The organism is Myxococcus faecalis, from assembly GCF_050039385.1.
Lineage (GTDB): Bacteria > Myxococcota > Myxococcia > Myxococcales > Myxococcaceae > Myxococcus > Myxococcus fulvus.
Genome location: NZ_CP144336.1, coordinates 2,884,559 through 2,908,508 on the forward strand (window position 1 = coordinate 2,884,559; position 23,950 = coordinate 2,908,508).

The window sequence follows — 23,950 nt, forward strand, 5'->3', positions numbered from 1 at the left end:
AAGCGGCCCTACGCCGGGACAGGCGCGAGGCGGCGGAAGAAGTCGTGCTCACGCTCGAAGGCCCGAGCGATGCGCAGCAGCAGGGCCTCGTCGAAGGCCCTCCCCAGCACCTGCAACCCCACCGGCAGCCCCACCTTCGTGAAGCCGCAGGGCACCGACAGGCCAGGGATGCCCGCCAGGTTGCAGGGCAGCGTGTAGACGTCCATCAGGTACATGGACAGCGGGTCATCCACCTTCTCCCCCAGCTTGAACGGCGCCACGGGGGAGATGGGGGCCACCAGCGCGTCCACGTCCTTGAAGGCGCGCGTGAAGTCCTCGCGGATGAGCGTGCGGACCTTCTGCGCGCGCAGGTAGTAGGCGTCGTAGTAGCCGGCGGACAGGGCGTACGTGCCCAGCATGATGCGTCGCTTCACCTCCGGTCCGAAGCCCCGCTCGCGCGTCTGCGCGTACAGCTCCTTGAGCCCCCGCGCGTCCTTCGCGCGCAGGCCGTAGCGGATGCCGTCGTAGCGCGCCAGGTTGCTGGACGCCTCGGCGGGCGCGATGAGGTAGTACGTCGCCAGCGCGTACCGCGTATGCGGCAGCGACACGTCCACCAGCGTCGCGCCCAGCCGCTCGTACTCGGCCAGCGCGGCGCGGACGGCCGCCTCCACCTCCGGGTCCATGCCTTCGGCGAAGTACTCGCGCGGCACGCCCAGCTTCAGCCCGCGCACCCCGCTCTCCAGCTCCGCCGAGTAGTCTGGCGTCTTCGCCGGCGCGCTCGTCGCGTCCAGCGGGTCGTGTCGCGCGATGACCTGCAGCAGCGCCGCCGCGTCCGCCACCGTGCGCGTCATGGGCCCCGGCTGGTCCAGCGACGACGCATACGCGATGACGCCGTAGCGGGACACCCGCCCGTACGTGGGCTTGAGCCCCACCGTGTTGGTGAAGGCCGCGGGCTGACGGATGGAGCCGCCCGTGTCCGTGCCCAGCGCGCCGAACACCTCGCGCGCCGCCACCGCCGCCGCCGAGCCTCCCGAGGAGCCTCCCGGCGTGCGCGTCACGTCCCAGGGGTTGTGCGTCGGGTGGTACGCGCTGGACTCGTTCGAGGAGCCCATCGCGAACTCGTCCAGGTTCAGCTTGCCGACCAGCGGCAGCCCCGCCTCCTTCAGGAGCCGCACCACCGTCGCGTCCAGCGGCGGCACGAAGCCCTCCAGCACGCGCGAGCCGGCGGTCGTCTCCACGCCCTCGGTGAGGAACAGGTCCTTGAGCCCCACCGGCACGCCGTCCAACGGGCTCGCCGGGGTGCCCGCGCGCCTCCGGGCGTCGCTCGCCTCCGCGGCCGCCAGCGCGCCCGGCTCGTCCACGCGCAGGAAGGCGCGAATCCGCGGGTCCACCTGTTGGATGCGCGCCAGGCACGCGCGGGTGGCCTCCACGGAGGACACCTCGCCCGCGTCCAGCTTCCGCGCGAGCTCCAGCATCGTCAGGTCCGTCAGCTGCATGACGTGGAACCCCTCCGGCTAGTCGATGATCTTCGGCACCGCGAAGGAGGTCCCCGACTTCGCCGGGGCGTTGGCCAGCACCTTCTCCGGCGGCAGGGAGGGCCGCGTCACGTCCTCGCGGAGCAGCGAGGCCGTGAGCGTGGCATGCGAGGTGGGCTCCACGTCCCCCACGTCCAGGGTCTGCAACTGCGCCACCGCGTCCAACACCGCCGACAGCTGCGTGGCCATGCGCTGCTCCTCTTCAGGAGTCAGCGCCAGCCGCGCCAGCGTGGCCACGTGTCGCACCTGCTCGAGCGTGAGGGCCATGCCCGCAGACCTCCCCGGGACCTCGGGTCTACTTCTTCTTGAAGAGGTTCAGGATGGCGCCCATCACCTTGCCGCCACCCTCGTGCCCGTGCTGCGCCACCATCTGGTCCAGCTCGCCGGCGTCCAGGAAGACTCCGCCGCAGTTGAAGCACGTCTCCAGCTCGACCTTGCCCTGCTTGAGCGTCTGCAGGTCCATGCCGCACTTGGGGCACTTCATCCAGTGGAGCTTCTTGAGCTCGTCGCGCTGGGCCTGGGCCGTGTCGGCGGCCTGCTGGAGCGCAAGCTTCCGCTTCTTCTCAATCTCCTCGCGGGCGAAGTACTCCTCCTCGCTCGAGGACGGCTTGTCGTTGTCTGCCATGGCGATGTACCTCCAGGAAATCGTGGCGGCACCATACCCCCTCTGGTGCAACGCGCAGCCGAAATGTAGGCCCCCTGTCCGGCAGCCGGAAAATTGACCGGACCCCCTCCCTCCCTACACTCGTCGCGGGCATTGCTACAGCCCGCTACGCGGCTGAGACGCGCAGAGGGAAGAAGGTCATGACGGCGAAGAAGGGTCGGGCGGAGAAGGCAGTGCTGTCCCGGCAGGAGATCGCGACGCGTCGCAAGGCGCTCGCGGACAAACGGCGCAAGGCGGGGGTCGACGGCGGCGACGGCACGACGGCCCGAGCCATCACCGGTGTCTTCCTGCTGGCGGCGTCCCTGCTGTCATTGTTGTCGGTGGCCACGTTCGACGCCCATGACCGGGTCGGACCGGGCTTCCGCAACGCGGTGGGCCCCATGGGCCACCTCATCGCGGAGACCCTGCGGGGGATGCTCGGCGTGTGCGCCTACCTGGCACCCGTCGGAGGCGTCTACGCCGCGATGGTGCTCTTCGTGGGCAGCCGCGAGCGCAAGCGCGGGCCGCAGATCGTCAGCCTCGTGCTGCTGACGGCGAGCGTGGCCGTGCTGGCGCAGCTCATCTTCGCCGGCGACAAGGGCTGGGCACACCCGCCCGGCGGCGCGCTGGGCGCGAGCCTGGGCGGCGTCATGGAGGGGCTGTTCTCCACCGTCGGCACCGTCATCCTCGTCACCGCCATCAGCGCCGCGGCACTCATCGTCGGCACCCAGTACACGTTCTTCAAGCTGTGCTCGCTGGTGTGGGCCGGACTGTGCGTGCTGGGCCGCCGAGTCTCCGAGTCCGCCGAGGCCTTCTGGGAGCAGCAGAAGGTCGCGTACAAGGCCCGCCAGGAGCGCGCCGCCGAGGAGAAGCTCGAGGAGGCCGCATTCCTCGCGCAGATTGAAGCCGACGAGGAGGAGCTCGCCGAGGCCGAGCGCGCCGCCGAGGAGGCCGAGGCCGCCGAGGCGGAGGCCATGGCCGAGGAGGCCGTGCGCCTGGCCCGTCAGAACGAGAAGGAGCAGGCCGCCGCCGCGAAGCTGGCCCTCAAGGAGGCCCGCGAGAAGGAGAAGCTGGAGAAGCAGACGCGCAAGGCCCTGCCCCTGCCCGAGGACACGGACTCGCTGCCGCCCACGTCCTCCCCGCCGGTGGCCGCCGAGAAGCTGCTGCCGCGCATCGCGGAGAAGCGCCCCGCCCCCGGCGCGGACCCGGCCTGGGCCGCGTCCTTCCTGGCGCCCCAGCCCCACTCCGCGCCCCCCATCGTCCCCGAGGGCGTCGAGCCCCCGCGCGGCCGCCGCAAGACGCCGAACATCGTCACCGGCCCCTCCGCGCCCGTCGCCGCGCTGCCAGAGTCCACCGAGCCCGTGGCCCCGGCGCCCGCGCCCGTCATCTCCCTGCCCCAGCCTCCGCAGGCCGCGGCGCCCCAGCCCGCGCCTGCCGCGTCCGCGCTGGCGCGCATGCCGCTCATCGTGGAGCCCAAGGCGCCGCCCAAGCCCACCGTCAAGAAGACCCAGGACCAGTTCGAGTTCGTGGGTGACCGCAAGAGCTTCTCGCTGCCGCCGCTCGACGTGCTCGAGTACGACAAGAAGGAGCGCTCGGAGCTGGACAAGGACGCGTTCCTGTCCACGGCGGAGAAGCTGCGCGCCAAGCTGGCCGACTTCGGCATCGTCGGCGAGGTCGTGGAGATCCGCCCCGGCCCCGTCGTCACCATGTACGAGTTCCTGCCGGGCCCCGGCATCAAGGTGAGCAAGATCGCCGCGCTCGCCGACGACCTGGCCATGGCGATGGAGGCGATGCGCGTTCGCATCGTCGCCCCCATCCCCGGCAAGGGCGTGGTGGGCATCGAGGTGCCGAACAAGGACCGTGAGACCGTCTATCTCAAGGAGATCGCCGAGCAGGACGCGTTCCTCAAGGGCCCCAGCAAGCTGACCATGTGCGTGGGCAAGGACATCGAGGGCATGCCGTACGTCTTCGACCTGGCCAAGGCGCCGCACCTGCTCATCGCCGGCACCACCGGCTCCGGCAAGTCGGTGGCCGTCAACTCGATGATCATGAGCATCCTCCTGAAGTCCACGCCGGAGGAGGTCCGCTTCATCATGGTGGACCCGAAGATGCTGGAGCTCTCCGTGTACGAGGGCATCCCGCACCTGCTGCTGCCCGTGGTGACGGACCCGAAGAAGGCGGCGCTCGCGCTGCGCTGGGCCGTGGAGGAGATGGAGCGCCGCTACCAGATGCTGTCCGAGGCGGGCGTGCGCAACATCGCCGGCTACAACAAGCTGGTGGAGAGCTCCGCCTCCGAGGTGAAGGAGGTGCTCGCCGCCGCGGAGCCTTCGCCCAAGAAGTCCAAGCCCAAGAAGGTCCTGGTGGTGGACCTGGAGGGTGGCGAGCCCAAGCCCGCGGCCCAGGCGTCGGACGGGCTGGGCGTGGCCGCGCCGCGCGAGGAAGTGGAGGACCTGCGCGAGGCGCTGGTGTCCTCCGAGGACGAGTCCGCCCCGGAAGTGCCCGAGGTGGAGGCCGAGCCCGAGGACGACGACGCGGGCGCGCCGCTGGACGCCGCCGCGTCCAAGCCGGAGAAGAAGGAGCTCAAGAAGCTGCCCTACATCGTGGTCATCATCGACGAGCTGGCGGACCTCATGATGGTCGCCAGCCGCGAGGTGGAGACGTACGTGGCGCGCCTGGCGCAGATGGCTCGCGCGGCCGGCATCCACCTGATGGTCGCGACGCAGCGTCCCTCCACGGACGTCGTCACCGGCATCATCAAGGCGAACTTCCCCACGCGCATCAGCTTCATGCTCCGCTCCAAGCCGGACTCCATGACGATTCTGGGCACGGTGGGCGCCGAGGCCCTGCTGGGCATGGGCGACATGCTCATCATGCCGCCCACGAGCGCGCACCTGCAGCGTGTGCACGGCGCCTTCGTGTCGGAGAACGAAATCAAGAAGGCGGTGGACCACCTCAAGGCCCAGGGCAAGCCCGTCTTCGACGAGTCCATCCTCAAGCCGCGCGACGAGGACGTGGAGTCCGGCGGCGAGGAGGACGAGCTGTCCGACGAGCTGTACGACCAGGCCCTCGCCACGGTCAGCGAGATGCGCGCCGTCTCCATCTCCATGCTCCAGCGCAAGATGCGCATCGGCTACAACCGCGCCGCGCGCATGATTGAGCGCATGGAGCGTGACGGAGTCGTCGGCGCCGCCGATGGCGCCAAGCCCCGCGAGGTGCTCATCCGAGGGGTGGGCGACATGCCGGGCGCGGGCGCGATGTAGTCCACCCGCGGCGCACCGTTGTTCTCCCAGGGGGTGTCCGGCTTCGGTCCGGGCGCCCCCTGTCCGTTTCTCCTCCCCGCGCGGGCATCCCCAGCCCGCCCCGACGTGTTCCAGGTGAGTGCCCATGATTGTCGCCATCTCCCGCTTCCGCGCCGCGCCCGAGGACGCCGAGCGCCTGGTCGCCCGCTTCCAGGAGCGCGCGCGCAGGGTGGACGTGCACGAGGGGTTCCTGGGGCTGGAGGTGCTGCGCTCGTTCGAGCGCTCGCCGGAGCTGCTGCTGGTGACGCGCTGGCGGGACAAGGAGGCGATGCGGCGCTATTTCCAGTCGGAGGACTTCCGGAAGGCGAAGGAGGCCAGCGCCGAGCAGGAGGGGGCCACCTTCGCCATGTACGAGGTGGTGGGCACGTGAGGCGCGTATTGGATTCCCAAGCAGGCGCAGGTCGTCTATGGGCGGTGTCCCATGGCTGAACGCATCGCCCTATTCGCCACCACGACCCGAGGCACCGAGGACCTGCTCGCCGACGAGCTCAAGGAGCTCGGCGCGCGCCGCATCCGCCAGGACCGTGGCGGTGTGCGCTTCATGGCCTCGCTCGACGAGGCGCTGAAGGTCTGTCTCTGGTCCCGCATCTCCATGCGCGTGCTCTACCCGCTGGGCACCTTCGAGGCCCGCGGCGCGCAAGGCCTGTACGACGCCGCCCGCGGCGTCCCGTGGGAGGAGCACCTGAGGCCCACCACGACGTTCGCCGTGGACGCGACGCTGAAGGACAGCGAGCACAGCCACTCGGGCTTCGTCGCGCTGAAGGTGAAGGACGCCATCGTCGACCGCATGCGCGACGTGGTGGGCACGCGGCCGGACGTGGACACGAAGAACCCGGACGTGAGCGTGGTGGCGCACCTGTCGCGCGACACGCTGTCGCTCTCGCTGGACCTGTGCGGCGAGCCGCTGCACCGCCGGGGCTACCGCGTGCGCCCCACCGTAGCGCCCCTCAAGGAGACGCTCGCCGCCGCCATCCTGCGCGCCGCGCGCTACACGGGCGACGAGGCGCTGGTGGACCCGATGTGCGGCTCGGGCACGCTGCTGATTGAGGCGGGCATGATGGCCCGTCGGCGCGCGCCCGGCCTCAACCGCGACTTCGCCGTGGAGCGCTGGCCCGAGCTGGGGACGCGGGCGAAGGAGCTGCTCGCGGACATGCGCGCGGAGGCTCGGCGCGACGAGCGCAAGGTGGAGGTCCCGCTCTGGGGCTTCGACAAGGACCCGGAGGCCCTCGATGCCGCCCAGCGCAACGTGCGCGCGGCCCGGCTGTCCGAGGAAATCACCCTGGCCGAGGGCGACGCGACGAAGCTGCCGCCGCTGCCTGCGTCCAGTGGCCTCATCCTCACCAACCCGCCCTATGGCGACCGCATCGGCACGGGCGGACAGAAGGGCATGAAGAGCTTCTATTACAAGCTGGGCGAGTCCTTGCGTGTGCCCGGCTGGCGCGTCTGGGTCCTCAGCGGCAACCCGGCCTTCGAGAGCGCCTTCCACGCGCGCCCCTCCGCGCGGCGCGACCTGATGAACGGCCCCATCGACTGCACGCTGCTCGGCTACCGGCCCTCGGGCGGCGGCGGCGAGGACTCAGAAGCGCCGCTCGGTGCGTCGCATGAGCCGGTGGATGTTGCTCCGGTGCGTCCACAGCATGAGGGCGAAGAGGACCGCTGAGAGGCCCGCGTACTCGGGCGCGCGAGCGGTGAGCGCGGACGTGCCCACCGCCGTCGCCCCCGCCGCGAGCGAGCCCAGCGAGCTGACGCGCCACACCGCGAAGATGGCGATGAAGACGAGCCCCGCGGCCAGCGCCGCCTGGGGCACGAGCACCAGCAACACGCCCAGCGCGGTGGCCACGCCCTTGCCGCCGTGCAGCCTCAGCCACACCGGGAAGACATGGCCCAGCACGGCGGCGAGCGCCACCAGCACGTGCACCCCGGGCAGCTCCGGCACCAGCCGCATCGCGAGCGCCACCGGCAGCGCGCCCTTCACCGCGTCGAGCACCAACACCACCGCCCCCAGCTTCTTGCCCGCGACGCGGGTGACGTTGGTGGCGCCGATGTTGCCGCTGCCGCTCTGGCGCACGTCCACGCCGCGAAGCCACCGCGTCAGCAGGACACCGAAGGGGATGGAGCCGGCGAGGTAGCCCAGCAGGACGAGCGCGAGAGTCACGACCCCACGCTATAGCAGCAGGTGGGGGAAGCGCGTCTTCACCACCACGTAGGCGTAATTCACCAGGACGATGACGGGCATCACCACCTGGAACGCCTTCCACTCCCGAAGCGAGAGCTGGATTTCGGGGATGGGGACGGCGAACACCAGGTGCACCACCATGGCCACGGCCGCGAGCGCGAACAGCACGGCGGCGACGGTGCCCAGGGGGTTGGCCTCCCACGCGCCCACGAAGTTGAAGTGGGCCACGCGGTCCGCCACGCGGGTGAGGCCACAGCCGAGGCAGGGCCAGCCTGTCCGCTCGCGCAGCACGCAGCCCCAGAACGGGATGAGCTTCGCCACCGGGATGAAGCGGGCGACGAGCAGCCCCACGAGGCCGATGAGGCCCAGGTAGTCCACCGTGCCGAGCCGGCGGTTGCGAGGAGGGAGGAAGACCTTCATGGGCTGCGCGCCCCGGGGTGTGCGGGAGTCACACTCTAGTACGGGCGCCGCCTTGCCGGGGCAACGAGTTTTGACTAAGCGGGCAGGTCATGAACTCGCTCCGCACGTCCCTGATGCTGCTGGTCGCTGTTCCCCTGGTGGCCCTCGCTGGCGACAAGACGCCCGCCAAGGGAAAGACGGCTGACAAGGCCGCGGCCGCCGCCGACTGTCACCACCCGGCCGACAAGGCCGCGGCCGCGCCCAAGCCCGAGGCCGCGAAGGACGACAGCTGGAAGCTCACCCGTGGCGAGGCCCTCAAGGGCGCCTCCGAGGTGAAGCTCGCGGACCTGCTCTCCAAGCCCCAGGCCCACGACGGGAAGACGGTGCGGCTCGAGGGCACGGTGCGCAAGGCGTGTGAGAAGAAGGGCTGCTGGATGGAGCTCGCCCCCGAGGGCCAGGCCAAGGGCCCGGGCGTGCGCGTGACGTTCAAGGACTACGGCTTCTTCGTGCCGCTGGACTCGGCGGGCTCGCAGGCGCGCGTGGAGGGCGTGGTGAAGGTGGCCGAGCTGAGCGAAGGCCACGCGGCGCACTACGAGGCCGAGGGCGCCATCGTCCCGCGCGGCGCGGACGGCAAGCCGCGCGAGGTGCAGTTGGTGGCGACGGGCGTCGAGCTGCGCCGGTAACACATGGCGCGCGGCTTCAGCATGAAGGGTGTGCAGGGCGCCGCGGACCGCGCCGTCCAGCACGCGAGGGCGTGGTTGCTGGAGACGGAGCCGGGTTCGCGCGTGCACGACGTGCAGTCGGACCCGCGCTTCCAGCATCGGGGCGTGGACCTGCTGTGGGAGCTGCCCTCGGGCGAGGTGCGCGGCATCGAGGTGAAGGGGGACCGCAACGCCACCCGGAAGCGGTACTTCTTCGAGCTGGTGTCCAACCTGGAGAAGGACACCCCGGGCTGCTTCCTCTACAGCGGCGCGGACCTGCTCGTGTACGTGTTCCTCTCGCAGGGGGAGATGCACGTGTTGCCGCTGCGCGCAGCGCGCGACTGGTTCCTCCCGCGAGCGAAGGAGTACCCGCTCAAGCACGCCTTCACCCAGACGGGCGCCATCCGCTACACGACGGTGGGCGCGGTGGTCTCCACGCGAGACGTGGTCGAGGGCGTGCCCAACGTGCTCAAGATTCCCCTGAGGCGCTCGACGCCGCTGAGAGCCCAGGAGGAGTCCACGACGCCCGAGGCTCCGGGCGCGGCGGCCATGCCCACGAAGCAGGGCGAGCTCGAGGACGTGGCCCCGGTGAAGACCGCCCAGGAGGACGCGAAGCCCGCGCCGAAGAAGCGGGCGCGGCGCCGCAAGTCCACGGACGCTTCCGAGAGCAGCGGCCCGGGCACGTCGGAGTGACGGGGCGCTCACGAGCCCATCGCTGACCTGTCAGCGCGTCCTTCTTCGAGCCCTCGCGCCGTGGCGTCAGCGAACTCACGGCCTGTGACGGCAACGAGCGTCGCGGGGTGACGCTGCTCGTATGCAGGCTCGAGACAGGGACCTGGCCCTCAAGCCCACGCGCCAGACAGGTAGAGGCCTCACACCCTGGTGGCGACGAGGGTTTCAGGATGACCGCGGTCGTACGCGGCCTTGAGCCGGCCACTCGGGCACGGCGTCGCGGACCTCGAGCCCAGCCGGATGAAGCCTCACGCCCTGGGCGGCAACGAGGGGCTCGCGAAGACCTCGGCCATGCTCCGCCTCGAGCCGGCCCCTCGGGCACGGCGCCGTGGACCCGAGGTCCGCGCGCCGTGCCGGAGGGCCTGCTCACTACCGGTGACGGTGACGGTTGTGACCGGGGTGGATGCGGTCGTGCTCGGACTCGAGCCGCTCGGCGATGCGCATCAGGTCCAGCAGGGCCACGCGGTCGTTCTGCGCCTTGTAGATGTGCTCCAGGCGCGGCATGAGGTCCAGCGCGAGGTGCAGGTCCTTGTTCTCCTCCGCCCACGCCAGCAGCGTCCGGGCGGCCGTGGCGGCCACGCCGTGCGTCTGGAGATGGATGAGGCCGTCGACGGCCAGGATGCGAGCAATCGGAGAGCGGCTCGTGTCCTCGGACAGCTTGACCAGGTCCGTCGCCGCCTCGTCCTTCTCGCCCTTCGCCGCGCGCACCATCGCGCGCGAGATGCCCTTGCGGTCCGGCAGGAAGAACTCCTCCATCTCCGCGAAGGACTCCGCGTGATTCACGTGGCCCGAGCGCGCGAGCAGCTCCGCGAGGCGGTCGAACAGCTCCGCGTCCTTCTCGGAGAACGGCGCGAGCGCCTCCTGCATGAAGCGCTCCTGGGGCAGGCCCTTGTCATCCACGGGCAGCCGCGCGCGCAGGCTGGTCATCCGCTCGAAGGCCGCGCTCACCGGCGCATCGGTCTTGCCGTTGAGCAGCTCCAGCAGCGACTTCATGAGCGACGCCAGCGTGTCCGTCATCTCATGCGGCGCCACGCGGTCCGGCAGCCAGCGGCGCCACAGCTCCACGGGAGCGGCGACGACGAAATCCTTGAAGGGCCCGGTGCCCTTCCACTTCGACTTCCACTGCTGGGCGATGCCCAACGGGAAGGTCGACTCCGACAGCTTCCGGAAGTCCTCCTCCGTCACCGGGATGCCGTAGTGGCCGAGCGTCCCGAGCAGGGCCTCCGTCGAGAACTCCTTGAGACCCTTCTGCTGCCAAGCCTTGTCCACGCGCTGCGTGCTCACCTGGTTCTCCGCTGCCCCTGGGCGCCGGCCATCGGCGCATGCGGTCTTCTAGCGGAACCCGGGCCCACAATGCATGGCCCTCGTACGCCCGCCGTCACGCGGCCGACGGCGCGGGCGCCACCTTCGGAACAGTGGGCCAGAGGGTGGGATTGCGCCGCCCATCCTCCACCCGACGCGCGAGATAGGGCTCACAGCCCCTCGCCTCGAAGGCCTTCTTCCACGCGGAGAAGCCGCCGCCCGCCCGCCAGGCATCCATCGCCGCCAGCCCACCCTCGGGACCACACTGGGCCAGCATGTACTCCACCCAGGCCCAGCGTGCGGACGTGGGACGCACCTCCGCGCGTCCCCGCAGGCCCTTGCGCAGCCGCTCCAGCCGGTTCTCCACCTCGCGGATGCCCGCGAAGGGCGCGCCGTCCAGCGGCGTGTTCCGCTTGGCCACGAAGGGTGCCACGCCCAGCGCCACGGGGAGGATGCGCGACAGCTCCGCCGTGAAGCGGATCAACTCGTCGATGTCCGTCTCGTCCTCGAACGGAAGGCCCACGACGTTGTACACCTTGAGCTGCTTCATGCCGGCGGTCCGGGCATACCCGGCCGCGCGCACAATCTGTTCCTCGGAGTGCTTGCGGTCCACCATGTCCCGCATCCGCTGCGAGGCCCCGTCGGCCGCCACCGTCAGGTTCGTCGCCCCGCCCCGGCGGAGTTGATCCACCAACTCCTGCGTCAGCCGATCCGCCCGGAGCGACGACACGCCCACCTCGCGCCCCGAGTCCACGAGGGTGCGCAGCAGCTCGACGATGCGCGGGTGGTCCGTCACCGCCGCGCCCACCAGGCCCACCCTCTTGGCGTTCTCCGGGATGAGCGACAGCACCCGCTCGGGCGGCACCGTCCGCATGCCCCCGTTGGTGGTGCGCCGCATGACGCAGTAATGGCACCCGCGAGAGCAGCCGCGCTCCGGCTCGATGAGGAACATCGAGCGCAGCTCCGTGTGCGGCGTGATGATCTGCGAGCGGGCGGGCAACCGCGAGTCCGTCGCCCGGGCCACGTGGTAGCGCGCCCCTCCCCTGCCCGGCACCCGGAAGCCGGGGATGCGCGCCAGATGATCCAACAGCGCCTCGCGCTCCATGGAGGCCGCGGCCTCCACCAGGACGTGGATCAGCTCCTCGGACTCGCCCTGGACGAGCACGTCGACAAAGGGCTCCAGCGGATCCGGGTTGGAGAACGTCAGGGGCCCACCGGCGACCACCAGCGGATGGCGACCATCCCGGCGCTCCTCCGCCAGCACGGGCAGCCCGGCGAGCTCCAGCAGCGAGAAGAACCCCGTCAGCTCCAGCTCGTACGCCACCGAGAACGCCAGCATCTGGAAGCTGGAGACCGGGGCCTGGGACTCCCAGGTGAACAGCGGCGTGCGCGTCTTCTTGAAGGCCTCCACGTCATCCGGGAGGAACACACGCTCGGCGGTGGCACCGGGGTGCTGGTGGATTTCCCGGTAGATGGCCTGGAAGCCCAGCGAGCTCATGCCCACGTGGTAGGGGCTCGGGTAGCAGAGCACCACGCGGAAGGGCGCGTCCTTGTAGAGGGTGCCCTCTTCGTCGTCCAGCAGCGAGCGGACGTGGTGGATGAGTGAGTAACGGCCCTCCATGTGCCTCCAGTGGGTACTGCCTCCAAACACCGCGGCCCCGACAATCCACTCCCTGAGGAGGGCTGCCGGGGCCGCGAGGCGCCACCCAGGCGGGTGGCGCTGTTCAGCGATGGATGATTACTTGAACGACGGGACCGGCTTCGACGGCACGCAGATCGCCGTCGTCGCGCTCACCTGGAGGCACTCCGTGGCGAAGTCCGGGTTCAGGTTCGCGTTGGTCGCGCACGAGGTGGCATCGGACGGGTCGCAGGCGACCGCCGGCCACATCGAACGGATGGCGTAGTTCGAGGTGCACCCATTGCGCGTGTACTTCACCTGGCCACGCAGCTGCGTACCCGGCGTCGACGGCGCCGCGTACACCTGGATGTTGCTGAACTCGTAGCTGATGGTCGTCGCCGGAAGCGTCTGGGTGGCCGCGGCGTTGACCGAGGCAACCGAGAGCGTCTCCGCCGTGCAGAACTCATCCGCGTCCGGCTCGGTGTCGAACCGGCCCAGCGCCGTCTGATCCGTCGTGGGGCCCGGGTCGCGGTTCGCGATGGACGCCACGCCCTGCGGACGCAGGGTGAGCAGCGAGTTGCTCAGGTCATCCGGATCGCTGAACTTGTAGACGCCCACCAGCTCACCGACGGGAGCCCGCAGTTCACAACCCACGCCATTGGCATCGACAGGGTCGTCGATGGGGTCATACCGGGTCGCCCAGCTCGCGCTGTCCTGCACGAAGCAGGGAGCCTCGGGCTGGTCGAAGTTGCAACCCGTCAGCAGACCCGCCGTGCCAACAAGGACCATTGCCGCATTGAAGATGTTCTTGGTCATGTGACTTGAAATCCTGGTTCCGTGAATGGCCAGTGACTAGAACGTGTACCGGACACCAAGGCGCATCTGGCGCGGCGGCTGGTAGCTGGTCGGGTTCTTGAAGTTGGGGTTGACGTCGTTCTCGACCGTGCCGAACGGCTCGTCGCGCTCCTCGCCGGCCTGCCACTGGACGTTGCCAGGGAGGTCGGACGGCTTGCCGCCCGCGATGGGCTGCACGGAGAGCAGGGTGTACGTCTGGTCGACCGTGCTCACGCCCTGGAAGTTGAACAGGTTGAACACGTCCAGGGTGACGGAGATGACGCTGTCCTTGCTGACGCGGTAGTTGACGCCGATGTTGGAGTCAATGACGTTCAGCCAGGGCGTACGACCACCCGCGCCACGGGGGAGGACGAAGGACTCGTCCGGACCGTAGAGCGAGTGCGCGCCGAAGTAGTTGATCGGCGAGCCGGAGTTGCCGCGGTAGGACAGACCCAGGCTGGCGGACAGCTCGTTCGTGAAGTTGAACTCCTTCGCGCCGAACACCTTGATCTGGTGCGTACGGTCGAACGGCAGCGGACCCGTGCGGTTGGCCAGGAGGCTGACGAGGTCGAAGTCCGACAGGATGTTCGGGTCGAGCTGCGCGGTCTCCGGGCGGAACAGACCGGGGTAGTTACCGTTCAGGCGGGACCAGGTGTAGTTCGCCGCGGCGAGCCAGCCATCCGAGAACGTACGGTTCAGGTAGACCGTGACGTTGTCGTAGTTACGCTCCGGCTTCGGGAACTCCTTGGCGAAGCCGCTGCCCGGGTTGCCGAGGAAGTACGACGCACCGTCATCGCGGCTCATGTCCTCGATGACCATGTTCATGTTGCGGTGCGTGTAGCTGGCGCCCACGCGGGTGTTGGCGATGAGCTCGTACTCAGCGCCGACCACCAGCTCGTTGGACGACTGCGGCTTGATGTCCGGGTCGATCGGCTCGTTCTCGACCTTGCCACCCGTGTAGAGGCGGTTCGGGTTGCGGTTGCTCTCGGGCTGCGCGAGCACGTAGGCCGGGTCACGGCACTCCGTCTGCTGGCTCTGGCGGTCCGTGGGGTTGCAGCCCGCCTGCGTGTCCGACGCGAGCGCGCGGCGGGCCTCGTAGCGACGCTCACCCGGGAACGCGCGGTCGAGCATGTTCAGGGGAACCTGCTCGTAGTAGCGAGCGAAGTTCACGAAGAACTTGGTGCGGCCGTTGGCGAACGGGTCGACGATGGCGCCGAGGCGGGGCGACCACTGGTTGCCCATGATGAGCGCCAGCTCGCCGTCGCCGCCGTACATCGCCTGCACGTCGTAGCGCACGCCGAGGTTGAGCGTGACGCGGTTGGCGATGGACCAGGAGTCCTGCAGGAAGCCACCGACCGTGGTGCTGGTGGTCTTCGACTGCTGGGTCAGCTGGGTGATGGGGCTGTCGGGCGAGGCCTGGTAGCCGTAGCGACGGTAGTCCTGCACCGCGCCGCCGGAGTAGGGCTGGCCGTTGAGCGTCGCGCCCGCATACGGAGCGGACTCACGGAAGTACACGCCACCGCCGTACGCCTTGAGCTGGTCGTAGGACAGGAACTCCGCGTCCGCACCGGCCTTCAGCACGTGGGTGCCGAGCGCGTTGAGCAGGTAGGTGGCCTTCGCGTTGAACTGGTAGCGATCCAGCTTCGAGTCGTTCATGTAGCCCGGGCCACCGACCGTGTAGCCGATGACGGGGCAGCGCTCGACAACGACGGGATTGCCGTCCTCATCGACCGTCTCGAACGGGGCGCAGGCGCCCTCCTGCCCGGCGGGCAGGGCCTCGAGGTCCGCCAGGGAGCGCTCGCTGGTGTACTGGAAGCGGGAGTAGCCCGCGAGGCCCTCGGAGGAGCCCAGCTTGCTGCCGTCCGCCGGCAGGGTGGACGCCGTCTGGTGGAACCAGCCGGCCGTCGCGTCGACGAGGACCTTCTTGTCCATGAACGCGCCGCCGTACTTCAGGGCGACGGACGTGGCGTTCGCGTTCGTCTCCGTGAAGGCGAAGTCGCCCGGACGGGAGAAGATCGCGCCCGGCAGACCACCGGACTGCGGGTTGATGGACAGCTTGCCCATGCCACCCGTGGTCGTCGGCGTGCCGTTGAGGGCGAGCGAGACCGTGTGGTCCTGGTTGATGAGGTAGGTCAACTTACCCATGTACTGCACGGTCCGGGAGTCAGCGTAGTACTGACGATCCGAGCCCGCGATGGGGTCGACGACCGTGAAGCCCGTGTCGTCCGTGACCGTGTTGCCCTGCGCATCCAGGCGGATGGCGTTGAGCGTGCGGGTGTGCTGGTAGCGCGTGAAGGACGGCGCGAAACCGGCGAAGAACCACAGCTTGTCCTTGAGGATCGGACCACCGAGGGTGGCGCCGAAGTCGCCCATGTTCTTCAGCTCGTTGAGGCCGCTGATGACCGAGCCTTCCGACCGGATCGTCTTGCGGGTACCCTCGAACGTGCCAGGCGTCCAGTTGGCGAACACGGAGCCGTGGAACTCGTTGGAGCCCGACCGGGTCACCGCGTTGATGACGCCGCCCGTGGAGCGACCGAACTCCGGCAGGTAGCCACCGGTGATGATGTTCACGTCCTGCACGAACTCGATGCTCATCGGGCTCGCGTTCACGCCGTAGGCCGGGTCGTTCGTGGACAGACCGTCCACCACGTAGCCGTTCTCAGGCGAGGTCGCGCCGTTGATGGAGACACCGTACTGGTCGTTCTGGGCGCCAGGCGCCAGCTCGGCCAGGGACTCGAAGGAGCGAGCCGCGCCGCTCTTGCCACCCGGACGGGCGACCGCGATGCGCTTGATGAACTCCTGATCCACGTTGACGCCCGTGGTCGTGGAGCCCACGTCGATGGTCGGCGGGGCGCCGACGATCTCGACCACCTCACCGAGGGACTCGGGGAGCAGCTCGACGTTGACGCGGATGGTGCGGTTCAGACGCAGCTGCACGTCCGACCGGGCGTAGGGCTTGAACTGCTCCTTCTCGAACCGCAGGGTGTAAACACCAGGCGGAAGCTGGGGAATACGGTAGTTGCCCTGTGCGTCGGAAACCACGGTCTGCTCACCCTGAAGGTTGGGCGAGGTCGCGGTTACCACCACGTCAGGAACAGGCTGCCGACTCTGAGCGTCGATGATCGTTCCGATCATCGTGCTCGACTGCGCGAAAGCCGCCGATCCATAAAGCAGACCTGCGGCCAGGACAACTCCGGTTTCCCGGAGCACTCGGTTCAAGTGCATACCAGACCCCTCCAAGGTGGGCTGCAACCGAAAATGACTGGGGAAAATATCCGAGGTCGAGCAGTTGTCAATAGACCGTTGCTTTTTGGTAACCAGTGGGGCAATTGCGCGATCACGTCAGTTACCCTTGACCGTGCTCACTTGAACCCGGAACGCGTTTCTGTATGGTGGCGCGCCCTTTCAGCCGGGGGTGGCGTGGTGGGTGTCCACTGGTGAAGAGGAGTCTAGTACATGTTTGATTCAGTCCTTGACCGCGGTCAGGCGCCCAAAGCGCGGTTCGGTGTGGGAACCACCATCTCGGTGATCCTGCATGTGGCGCTGTTCGTGGTGGCCTACGTTCTTTCGACGAGGCCTCCGGTCGAGGAGGAGAAGGAGATCGAGGTGACGCTGAAGGCCACCATGGCCCCGCCGCCTCCTCCGCCGCCGCCCCCTCCCCCGGCGGCGACCTCCAAGCCGAAGACGACCCCGAAGAAGCCCAAGAAGCCCGACGCCATCGTCCAGCCCAAGGAGATCCCGAAAGAGGTCCCCAAGGAGGTCGAGCCGACCGAGCAGCCGGAAGAGGCCGCCGAGGAGCCCAGTGAAGAGGCGGTCGAGGGCGGTGTCGAGGGTGGCGTGGCCGGTGGTGTCGTGGGCGGCGTCGTCGGTGGTGTGATCGGCGGCGTGGTCGGTGGACAGCTGGGTGGGACGGGCACGGAAGTGCTGCCGTTCGGTGCGGGCATGACCCGTCCGGAGAAGGTCTCGGGTCCGCAGCCCGAGTACACCCGCGAGGCGCTCGAGTCTCGCGTGCAGGGCACGATGATCGTCAAGTGCGTCATCACCGTGGAAGGCCGTGTGGAGCGCTGCCGAATCATCAAGCCCCTGCCCCACATGGAACAGGCCGTCATGGACGCCCTGACGTCGTCACGTTACAAGCCCGTCACGTTCCAGGGCCGTCCGGTCCAGGTGGATTACACCTTCACCCTGAATCTGAAGCTGCCGCGCTGATCCGGGCGCGCCGTAGAGAAGCACCGCCGACCACCCCGCGCTCGTGAGGAGGAGCGCTCCAAAGCCATGCAATTCACTCTCGTCGAAATCTGGGCACACACGGGCCTCTTCGCCCGTATGATCATCTTCACCCTGGCCATCATGTCGGTGGCGTCCCTGGTCGTGATGGCGGAGCGGATGATCGTCTTCCGCAAGACCCGGTCCGACAGCCGCAACTTCGCGGCCAAGATGGGTGCCATCCTGGCAAAGGGTGACCTGACCACCGCGGCCAACACGAACCTGGGCAAGGACGTGGGCCACCTGGGCCGGGTGATCAACTCCGGTCTGACGGCCTACCGCATCAGCCCCAACAACAAGGACGTGGCGGTGGAGTCCGTGGCCCGCGCGCTCGAGCGCCAGGCGCAGCGCGAGGTGCAGAGCATGAAGCGCGGCCTGGGCCTCCTGGCCACGGTCGGCTCGACGGCCCCCTTCGTCGGTCTGCTCGGCACGACGATGGGTATCGTCAACGCCTTCCAGCTCATGGCGGCGGCCGGCTCCGGCGGTCTGGGCACCATCTCGGCCGGTATCGCCGAGGCGCTCATCACCACGGCCTTCGGTCTGCTCGTGGCGATCCCCGCCGTGATGGCCTACAACTTCCTGCAGGGCTGGGTGGATGCTCGCGCGGTGGACATCAGCGAGTCCTCCAACGAGTTCCTCGACGTCGTGGCCCGCCACCTGGGCGGCGGCGCGCAGTCCTCGCACGCGGCCTGAGCAGTCACCGGCGAGCCCGGGGACGACCCGAGGCCCGCCTCCTGACGTGAACGCGGCTCCTGAACCTCGGGGCCCGCGACGCCACCTTGGGAAGGCGGGCTTCCACCATCCGGAAGCAGGTTAAACGCATGGGAATGTCAGCAGGCCCCAAGGGGGGCATCAAGAGCGACATCAACGTCACGCCGCTGGTGGACGTGGTGCTGGTGCTCCTCATCATCTTCATGGTCGTCACCCCCATGCTCCAGCGCGGCAAGTCCGTGGAGCTGCCCAAGGCCACCGAGATTGAAAAAGAGAAGGGCAAGGACTCGGACCCTCTCTACGTCTCCATCACCCCGGACAAGAAGGTGTTCGTGGAGAATGATCAGGTGGACGAGCAGGCCCTCCAGGACCGCATCGCGGAGGAGCTGGTGAAGGACCCGGGCAAGAAGATCCTGCTCAAGGGTGACAACACGGTGAACGTGGGCGACGTGCGCAAGGTGCTCGACGTGGCCCGCAAGGCCAAGGCGAAGCAGATCGCGCTCGGCGTCGAGGAGAAGAAGTAATGGCCGGCCACAAGCAGCGCCAGTGGGTGAAGCCGCAGTCGGCGCCCAACTCGGAGATCAACGTCACGCCGCTGGTGGACGTGGTGCTGGTGCTCCTCATCATCTTCATGGTCGTCACGCCCCTCCTGGAGAAGGACATCCTGGTGCGCGTGCCGGACACGGAGGTGGAGAACGAGCCTCCTCCCGAGAATCCAGACAACCAGCAGCTGGTGGTCCTGCTGGACAAGGACGGCAGCTACTCCATCAACACGGAGAAGGTGCCCGCGTCGGACTACGTCAACCGGCTCAAGCGCATGCTGGCGGCGAAGAAGGCGGACGAGAAGGTCGTCTTCTTCATGGCGGACGACGCGACCAACTACGGGCGGCTCATCGCGGCCCTGGACGGCGCGAAGGCGGCCGGCGCGAAGGTGCTTGGCATGGCGACGGAGCTGCCGTCGAACGCCATCATCCAGGGCACGCAGGTGGACACGGGCACCCCGGCGCCCGCTCCCACGCCCTGACATGTCCCTCCCGGAGCCTACGCTCCGGGTTGGAGTCGCGGTTCACAATCAGAAGCTCGTCGGCTAGAGTCCACTCCTCATGGCCGACGAGCTTCTCGTCTTTGAACAGACCATCGAAGCCCTCTTCCTGCGCGCGCTGCACGGGCGGCTGACGCCTGCCTGCAAGCAGCGCCTGAAGCAGGCGGGGCTCGACGTGGACCAGAAGCTGCGTCCCGCCTACTCCTTCACGTCCTGGATGGCGTTCCTACGCATCGCCGCGGAGGAGCTGTTCCCCCAGGAGGCCGTCGCCCAGGGGACCTGGAAGCTCGGTGAGGCTTATATCGAGGGCTTCCGCGAGACGATGCTCGGCCGCGCGGTGCTGTCGCTGCTGCGGGTGCTGGGGCCTCGCCGGACGCTGATGCGGGCCACGCAGAACTTCCGGGCGGGCAACAACTACACCGAGTCGAAGCTGGTGGAGCTCACGCCCACCCAGTTCGAGCTGTGGATGAACGAGGTGGGCGACTACCCGGACTTCACGGCGGGCATCATCCACGCCGGCCTGCGAGTGGCCGGCGCCCAGGAGGTGCGCGTGGAGCCGTCAGGCTACGACGGCCACGCCTGCACCTATCGCATCAGCTGGAAGGAAGCCTCGGTCTCCTCGGGCGTGGCCGGCAGCGGCGACTCCAAGGCAGCCATGAGGTCCGGGTCCATCAGTTCCCTGTAGATGAACTCGGCGATGAGGCCGGTCACCATCCAGATGGGCAGGATGTAGAGCGACGTCATCTGCCCCATGATGGCGCCCGCGTCGCCGTAGTACCAGATGCGGTAGCCGGTGAGCCGCTCCAGGACCAGGCCGCTGAAGCCCTCGAACAGCAGGATGCCCACGCCATAGACGGCGGCCCGGAGGCTGGCGTGCTGGTAGAGCATCCAGCGGAAGACGGGCTCCACGAAGAAGAAGCAGGCGATGGCGTAGATGAAGAACATCCACAGCGAACACTGCCCGTAGGCGGTGACGGCGGGGGTGTCCCAGATGGCGTTGAGCCCCAGGCGGTCATCCACCCGCCACTGGAACTGGAAGAGCGAGCCGAGGACGGGCACGTCCCGGGATACGCGCACCAGGTTGTAGAAGAAGATCTCCGAGCTGATGCCCACCATGCCGTAGAGGCAGAAGCGGAACATCGCGAAGGCGACCTTCATCCGCTGACCCCGCTTCATGTCTGCCCGGCGGATACGGACCGGACGACGCCGCTGAATCTCCTGCGACCCCATTTGCGTCATTCCCCCTGCGTTCCCCAACTCCCTGCCAAGCTACCCAAGGCGCACCCGCCCTGGCTAGAGGCCCCTTCACTTATCCAGTGAGTGTGGAACCCTGGAGTTCCTGGGGATGGGACAGGCATCCGCCCCAGGGGATTGGCTCTCCACGGGATTCTCCTCGGAGGGATGGCGGTACGCGGGTTGCTCCACGCGGAGCCGGGCGATGCGGGAGGGGGACGGATGCTGGCGAGGGTGCGGTCGGGGGCGTTGATGGGCATCGACGCGGTGGTGGTGGAGTGCGAGGTCGACATGGCGCTCGGCCTCCCCTACTTCAACGTGGTGGGACTGCCGGAAGGCGCGGTGCGCGAGTCGAAGGTGCGCGTGGTCTCCGCGCTGAAGAACACCGGCTTCGAGCTGCCACAGAAGCGCGTCACGGTGAATCTGGCACCGGCGGACCTGCGCAAGGACGGCGTGGCGTTCGAGCTGCCCATCGCGTTGGGAGTCCTCGCGGCGGCGAAGCTGCTCGAGGAGGCTCCCCTGGGGCGCTATCTCTTCGGCGGGGAGCTGTCGCTCGACGGCACGCTCAAGCCCATCAAGGGCGTGCTGCCGCTCGCGGTGGCCGCGCGAGACAAGGGCTTCGAGGGGGTCATGGTACCCGCGGCCAACGCGGCCGAGGCCGCGCTCGTCGAGGGCTTGAGTGTGTTGCCCGTGACGAGCCTGCGCGAGGCGGTGGACCACCTCACCGGGACGCGCGTCATCCCTCCCTTCTCTCGTCAGGGTGTCTCGCATCCGGTGGGCCGTGGACGCGCGGAGCCGGACATGGCGGACGTGAGGGGGCAGCCCGACCTCAAGCTGGCGTTGGAGCTGGCGGCGGCGGGCGGGCACAACGTGTTGATGTGCGGCCCCCCCGGCTCGGGCAAGACGATGCTGGCGCGCAGGCTGCCCGGCATCCTTCCGGCGATGACCTTCGCCGAGTCACTCGAGGTGACGAAGGTCTACTCGGTGTTGGGGCTGCTCAACGAAGGCCACGCCCTGGTGCGCGAGCGTCCGTTCCGCGCGCCCCACCACACGCTGTCCGACGCGGGGCTCGTGGGAGGTGGCCCCCTGGCCCGTCCTGGAGAGCTGTCGCTGGCGCACCACGGCGTCCTGTTCCTCGACGAGCTCCCGGAGTTCCGTCGCAACGTGCTGGAGGTGCTGCGACAACCGCTGGAGGAGGGAATCATCCACCTGGCGCGCGCCAACCAGAACATCAGCTACCCGTGCCAGGTGATGCTGGTGGCGGCGATGAACCCCTGCCCTTGCGGCTACTTCAACGTGCCGGGACACACCTGCACGTGTCCGGAGCACCGCGTGTTCGACTACCACGCCCGCGTCAGTGGCCCGCTGTTGGACCGCGTCGACATCACCTTGCAGACCCGGCCGGTGGAGTACCACCACCTCGCGCGCGCGGAGGCGAAGGAGTCCTCCAGTCGCCACCATCGGGAGCGCGTGGAGGCCGCGCGGCAACGTCAGCGTGAGCGGTACCGGGACGAGCCGAGCGTGCACTGCAACGCGCAGCTGCCGTCCCACCTGCTGCGGCGTCACTGCGTCCTGAGCCCCGGCGCAGAGCGGATGCTGGAGCTGGCGGTACGGCGCCATGGGCTGTCCGCGCGAGCCCATGACCGGCTCCTGAAGCTCGCCCTGACTCGCGCGGACCTGGAGGACCACGGACGCATCGAGGACGTGGACATGCGGCTCGCCATCGACTCCAGGGCGCTGGACCGACGAGGCTGGCTGCACTCGAACACCCAGGGAGGCCCCCCTCCCCTTCGTTCAGGCACGGGCGGGCGGTGGAGACCGCCCGCCGATGGGTCCCTGCCCAGTGCCCGAGGCGTCAGGCCTCAGTGGGTCGACGGAGGAGACAGCTCATTCGAGGAGGAGACGAGGCGCGACGCCCCCTCCGTGTCATCCGTGGGGGCCCCCTTCCCGTCCGGCGACGAGGCCACGAGCGTGAGCTGATCCAACCTGGGCGCGGGGCCGGTGATGATTCGGGCCGACTTGCCGAACGTCAGATAGGAGTAGGCCCAGTTGAGCATCACCGCCAGCTTGCTCCTGAAGCCGATGAGGAACATCAGGTGGATGAACAGCCAGGCGCCCCACGCGGGCAGCCCTGTCTGTTTGAAGCACCGGAAGGCGATGCCCACCGCGTGGCCACGGCCAATCACCGCGTAGGAGCCCCTGTCCCAGTACTTGAAGGGCACCATGGGTTCCCCGCGCAGCCGGCGCAGGATGTTGGCCGCCGCGTGCTTGCCCTCCTGCATCGCGGCGGGCGCGAGCCCCGGCACGGGCGTGCCGTCCTCTTGATTGAGCGAGGCCAGGTCCCCCACGACGAAGACGTCCTCGTGACCGGGGACGGTCAACTCAGGCGTCACATGCACGCGCCCCGCGCGGTCCAGCGGCACACCGAGCGAACGCGCCACCGGCGAGGCGGCGACACCGGCGGCCCAAATCACCGTGCGGGCCGCGATGAACTCCGTGCCGATGTAGACACCCGTCTCGTCGATGTTCGTCACCCGGGCGCCCGTGCGGACCTCCACACCGAGCTTCTCCAACGTGCGACGCGCCTTGTCCGTCAGGTCGTCCGGATAGACGGGCAGGACCTTGCCCAGGCCCTCGATGAGGATGATGCGCGCATCACGCGGGTCGATGTTCTTGAAGTCGCCCGACAGGGACTTGCGGCTGATCTCCGCCAGCGAGCCCGCCATCTCCACGCCCGTGGGCCCCGCTCCGATGATGACGAAGTTGAGCAGGGCCTTGCGGATGCGAGGGTCCGTCTCACGCTCGGCCAGCTCGTACGCCAGCAGGACCCGGCGTCGAATCTCCACCGCGTCCTCGATGGACTTCAGACCCGGTGCATGGCGCGCCCACTGGTCATTGCCGAAATACGAGTGCGTCGCCCCCGTCGCGATGACGAGGTAGTCGTACTTCAGCTCTCCATCCGAGAGCAGCACCCGCTTCCCCGCAGTGTCGACACCCGTCACGTCCGCCAGCACCACCGCGACCCCCTGGGGTCCGAGCAGGGCCCGCAGCGGCGCGGCAATCTCGCTGGGGCTCAGCGTCGCCGTGGCCACCTGGTACAGCAGCGGCTGGAAGAGGTGGTGGTTGTGCCGGTCCACCAGGGTGAGACGGACCGGCGCCTTGGCGAGCTGCTGCGCGGCCCGAAGCCCGGCGAACCCGCCGCCGAGGATGACCACATGGGGCATGTCTTCGCGTTGGGTTTTCACGAGCGAAAGGTCATGCCGCCCCCTCCAAACTTCAACGCAAAGCGCCGTGAATTCAGCAGACGGACGAGCAGCCGCTCGCTCATCCTGGAAATCCAGACGTGGGCTCGCCCTCCACCCCGTGAGACGCCCGCAGTCCCTCGCGGACGCCTCTCTTCATGTGTTCACAGGGAGTACCTCGCGGCATGCCTGTTGCTCTCTCCCGCGCCGATGCGTCGGGCGCCCCGCTCCGGGGCGA

Annotated in this window: 22 protein-coding genes; 11 read left to right on the forward strand and 11 right to left on the reverse strand. The window is 68.9% G+C overall.

The window, feature by feature from the left end; all coding sequences use genetic code 11:
- Nucleotides 1-8 precede the first annotated feature (8 nt).
- Genes gatA through VZQ01_RS11375 form a run of 3 tightly spaced genes read right to left on the reverse strand, consistent with a single transcriptional unit; the run spans nt 9 to nt 2,139 of the window.
- Nucleotides 9-1,475 (reverse strand): Asp-tRNA(Asn)/Glu-tRNA(Gln) amidotransferase subunit GatA, encoded by a 1,467-nt coding sequence (gene gatA, locus VZQ01_RS11365; RefSeq protein WP_426747823.1) that lies wholly within the window; start codon nt 1,473-1,475, stop codon nt 9-11.
- Between the two features lie 18 nt (nt 1,476-1,493).
- Nucleotides 1,494-1,781: an Asp-tRNA(Asn)/Glu-tRNA(Gln) amidotransferase subunit GatC gene (gene gatC / locus VZQ01_RS11370; protein ID WP_223747751.1), complete on the reverse strand. Its 288-nt coding sequence runs from the start codon at nt 1,779-1,781 to the stop codon at nt 1,494-1,496.
- Nucleotides 1,782-1,809: 28 nt separating this feature from the next.
- Nucleotides 1,810-2,139: a TFIIB-type zinc ribbon-containing protein gene (locus tag VZQ01_RS11375; protein ID WP_141328100.1), complete on the reverse strand. Its 330-nt coding sequence runs from the start codon at nt 2,137-2,139 to the stop codon at nt 1,810-1,812.
- A gap of 179 nt (nt 2,140-2,318) precedes the next feature.
- On the opposite strand from VZQ01_RS11375, the gene VZQ01_RS11380 reads away from it, so the two are divergent.
- From VZQ01_RS11380 to VZQ01_RS11390, 3 genes are all read left to right on the forward strand, one after another.
- Entirely contained in the window at nt 2,319-5,417 is a 3,099-nt protein-coding gene (locus VZQ01_RS11380; protein ID WP_426747824.1) for an FtsK/SpoIIIE family DNA translocase, read from the forward strand.
- 124 nt (nt 5,418-5,541) lie between these two features.
- On the forward strand, nt 5,542-5,826 hold the full coding sequence (locus VZQ01_RS11385) for an antibiotic biosynthesis monooxygenase family protein (RefSeq protein WP_426747825.1): 285 nt from the start codon (nt 5,542-5,544) through the stop codon (nt 5,824-5,826).
- 51 nt (nt 5,827-5,877) lie between these two features.
- Nucleotides 5,878-7,116, forward strand: coding sequence for a THUMP domain-containing class I SAM-dependent RNA methyltransferase (locus VZQ01_RS11390; RefSeq protein ID WP_223785730.1), 1,239 nt, complete (start codon nt 5,878-5,880; stop codon nt 7,114-7,116).
- Here the strand turns inward: VZQ01_RS11390 and plsY are convergent.
- Together plsY and VZQ01_RS11400 are read right to left on the reverse strand one after the other, a co-directional pair.
- On the reverse strand, nt 7,033-7,611 hold the full coding sequence (gene plsY / locus VZQ01_RS11395) for a glycerol-3-phosphate 1-O-acyltransferase PlsY (RefSeq protein ID WP_223785731.1): 579 nt from the start codon (nt 7,609-7,611) through the stop codon (nt 7,033-7,035). The genes VZQ01_RS11390 and plsY overlap by 84 nt on opposite strands.
- A gap of 9 nt (nt 7,612-7,620) precedes the next feature.
- A complete protein-coding gene (locus VZQ01_RS11400) occupies nt 7,621-8,052 on the reverse strand; it encodes a DUF2752 domain-containing protein (protein ID WP_223747747.1) in 432 nt (143 codons plus the stop codon).
- An 89-nt stretch (nt 8,053-8,141) separates the two neighbouring features.
- Between VZQ01_RS11400 and VZQ01_RS11405 the strand changes: the two genes are divergently transcribed.
- Nucleotides 8,142-8,714, forward strand: a complete 573-nt coding sequence (locus tag VZQ01_RS11405; RefSeq protein WP_267697690.1) for a DUF4920 domain-containing protein — start codon at nt 8,142-8,144, stop codon at nt 8,712-8,714.
- A gap of 3 nt (nt 8,715-8,717) precedes the next feature.
- Nucleotides 8,718-9,425, forward strand: a complete 708-nt coding sequence (locus tag VZQ01_RS11410; protein ID WP_426747826.1) for a hypothetical protein — start codon at nt 8,718-8,720, stop codon at nt 9,423-9,425.
- Nucleotides 9,426-9,833: 408 nt separating this feature from the next.
- Here VZQ01_RS11410 and VZQ01_RS11415 read toward each other — a convergent pair whose 3' ends face one another.
- The 4 genes from VZQ01_RS11415 to VZQ01_RS11430 form a co-directional block, all read right to left on the reverse strand.
- Nucleotides 9,834-10,748, reverse strand: coding sequence for a hypothetical protein (locus VZQ01_RS11415; RefSeq protein ID WP_194869177.1), 915 nt, complete (start codon nt 10,746-10,748; stop codon nt 9,834-9,836).
- Nucleotides 10,749-10,842: 94 nt separating this feature from the next.
- Complete coding sequence (locus tag VZQ01_RS11420; RefSeq protein WP_426747828.1) at nt 10,843-12,387, reverse strand: radical SAM protein; 1,545 nt, start codon at nt 12,385-12,387, stop codon at nt 10,843-10,845.
- 117 nt (nt 12,388-12,504) lie between these two features.
- A complete protein-coding gene (locus tag VZQ01_RS11425; RefSeq protein ID WP_223746463.1) occupies nt 12,505-13,200 on the reverse strand; it encodes a hypothetical protein in 696 nt (231 codons plus the stop codon).
- 36 nt (nt 13,201-13,236) lie between these two features.
- Nucleotides 13,237-16,443, reverse strand: coding sequence for a TonB-dependent receptor (locus tag VZQ01_RS11430; protein WP_267697693.1), 3,207 nt, complete (start codon nt 16,441-16,443; stop codon nt 13,237-13,239).
- Nucleotides 16,444-16,674: 231 nt separating this feature from the next.
- Between VZQ01_RS11430 and VZQ01_RS11435 the strand changes: the two genes are divergently transcribed.
- The 5 genes from VZQ01_RS11435 (at nt 16,675) to VZQ01_RS11455 (ending at nt 19,922) form a co-directional block, all read left to right on the forward strand.
- Nucleotides 16,675-17,427 (forward strand): energy transducer TonB, encoded by a 753-nt coding sequence (locus VZQ01_RS11435; protein WP_223746461.1) that lies wholly within the window; start codon nt 16,675-16,677, stop codon nt 17,425-17,427.
- Nucleotides 17,428-17,493: 66 nt separating this feature from the next.
- Nucleotides 17,494-18,177, forward strand: coding sequence for a MotA/TolQ/ExbB proton channel family protein (locus tag VZQ01_RS11440; protein ID WP_141325234.1), 684 nt, complete (start codon nt 17,494-17,496; stop codon nt 18,175-18,177).
- Nucleotides 18,178-18,305: 128 nt separating this feature from the next.
- Nucleotides 18,306-18,719: an ExbD/TolR family protein gene (locus tag VZQ01_RS11445; protein ID WP_223746460.1), complete on the forward strand. Its 414-nt coding sequence runs from the start codon at nt 18,306-18,308 to the stop codon at nt 18,717-18,719.
- Nucleotides 18,719-19,219 (forward strand): ExbD/TolR family protein, encoded by a 501-nt coding sequence (locus VZQ01_RS11450; protein WP_408891648.1) that lies wholly within the window; start codon nt 18,719-18,721, stop codon nt 19,217-19,219. Before VZQ01_RS11445 ends, VZQ01_RS11450 begins: the two co-directional genes overlap by 1 nt.
- 79 nt (nt 19,220-19,298) lie before the next feature.
- Nucleotides 19,299-19,922, forward strand: a complete 624-nt coding sequence (locus VZQ01_RS11455) for a DUF2378 family protein (protein ID WP_074949874.1) — start codon at nt 19,299-19,301, stop codon at nt 19,920-19,922.
- Here the strand turns inward: VZQ01_RS11455 and VZQ01_RS11460 are convergent.
- A complete protein-coding gene (locus VZQ01_RS11460; protein ID WP_223746459.1) occupies nt 19,823-20,395 on the reverse strand; it encodes a hypothetical protein in 573 nt (190 codons plus the stop codon). The genes VZQ01_RS11455 and VZQ01_RS11460 overlap by 100 nt on opposite strands.
- Before the next feature lie 297 nt (nt 20,396-20,692).
- Here VZQ01_RS11460 and VZQ01_RS11465 point away from each other — a divergent pair, with 297 nt between their 5' ends.
- Entirely contained in the window at nt 20,693-22,450 is a 1,758-nt protein-coding gene (locus VZQ01_RS11465; RefSeq protein ID WP_426747829.1) for a YifB family Mg chelatase-like AAA ATPase, read from the forward strand.
- Here VZQ01_RS11465 and VZQ01_RS11470 read toward each other — a convergent pair.
- Nucleotides 22,333-23,694, reverse strand: a complete 1,362-nt coding sequence (locus tag VZQ01_RS11470; RefSeq protein ID WP_426747830.1) for an NAD(P)/FAD-dependent oxidoreductase — start codon at nt 23,692-23,694, stop codon at nt 22,333-22,335. The two genes, VZQ01_RS11465 and VZQ01_RS11470, sit on opposite strands and share 118 nt — an antisense overlap.
- Nucleotides 23,695-23,950: the final 256 nt, after the last annotated feature.

Excerpts from the sequence above, each read along its gene's own strand:
- VZQ01_RS11455 (WP_074949874.1), top strand. The coding sequence starts at position 19,299 with ATGGCCGACGAGCTTCTCGTCTTTGAACAGACCATCGAAGCCCTCTTC.
- VZQ01_RS11430 (WP_267697693.1), bottom strand. The coding sequence starts at position 16,443 with ATGCACTTGAACCGAGTGCTCCGGGAAACCGGAGTTGTCCTGGCCGCA.
- gatA (WP_426747823.1), bottom strand. The coding sequence starts at position 1,475 with ATGCAGCTGACGGACCTGACGATGCTGGAGCTCGCGCGGAAGCTGGAC.
- VZQ01_RS11450 (WP_408891648.1), top strand. The coding sequence starts at position 18,719 with ATGGCCGGCCACAAGCAGCGCCAGTGGGTGAAGCCGCAGTCGGCGCCC.
- VZQ01_RS11460 (WP_223746459.1), bottom strand. The coding sequence starts at position 20,395 with ATGAAGGTCGCCTTCGCGATGTTCCGCTTCTGCCTCTACGGCATGGTG.
- VZQ01_RS11445 (WP_223746460.1), top strand. The coding sequence starts at position 18,306 with ATGGGAATGTCAGCAGGCCCCAAGGGGGGCATCAAGAGCGACATCAAC.
- VZQ01_RS11425 (WP_223746463.1), bottom strand. The coding sequence starts at position 13,200 with ATGACCAAGAACATCTTCAATGCGGCAATGGTCCTTGTTGGCACGGCG.
- VZQ01_RS11470 (WP_426747830.1), bottom strand. The coding sequence starts at position 23,694 with ATGCCCCATGTGGTCATCCTCGGCGGCGGGTTCGCCGGGCTTCGGGCC.
- VZQ01_RS11435 (WP_223746461.1), top strand. The coding sequence starts at position 16,675 with ATGTTTGATTCAGTCCTTGACCGCGGTCAGGCGCCCAAAGCGCGGTTC.
- VZQ01_RS11375 (WP_141328100.1), bottom strand. The coding sequence starts at position 2,139 with ATGGCAGACAACGACAAGCCGTCCTCGAGCGAGGAGGAGTACTTCGCC.
- VZQ01_RS11380 (WP_426747824.1), top strand. The coding sequence starts at position 2,319 with ATGACGGCGAAGAAGGGTCGGGCGGAGAAGGCAGTGCTGTCCCGGCAG.
- VZQ01_RS11410 (WP_426747826.1), top strand. The coding sequence starts at position 8,718 with ATGGCGCGCGGCTTCAGCATGAAGGGTGTGCAGGGCGCCGCGGACCGC.
- VZQ01_RS11405 (WP_267697690.1), top strand. The coding sequence starts at position 8,142 with ATGAACTCGCTCCGCACGTCCCTGATGCTGCTGGTCGCTGTTCCCCTG.
- VZQ01_RS11420 (WP_426747828.1), bottom strand. The coding sequence starts at position 12,387 with ATGGAGGGCCGTTACTCACTCATCCACCACGTCCGCTCGCTGCTGGAC.
- VZQ01_RS11390 (WP_223785730.1), top strand. The coding sequence starts at position 5,878 with ATGGCTGAACGCATCGCCCTATTCGCCACCACGACCCGAGGCACCGAG.
- VZQ01_RS11400 (WP_223747747.1), bottom strand. The coding sequence starts at position 8,052 with ATGAAGGTCTTCCTCCCTCCTCGCAACCGCCGGCTCGGCACGGTGGAC.
- VZQ01_RS11465 (WP_426747829.1), top strand. The coding sequence starts at position 20,693 with ATGCTGGCGAGGGTGCGGTCGGGGGCGTTGATGGGCATCGACGCGGTG.
- gatC (WP_223747751.1), bottom strand. The coding sequence starts at position 1,781 with ATGGCCCTCACGCTCGAGCAGGTGCGACACGTGGCCACGCTGGCGCGG.
- VZQ01_RS11385 (WP_426747825.1), top strand. The coding sequence starts at position 5,542 with ATGATTGTCGCCATCTCCCGCTTCCGCGCCGCGCCCGAGGACGCCGAG.
- VZQ01_RS11440 (WP_141325234.1), top strand. The coding sequence starts at position 17,494 with ATGCAATTCACTCTCGTCGAAATCTGGGCACACACGGGCCTCTTCGCC.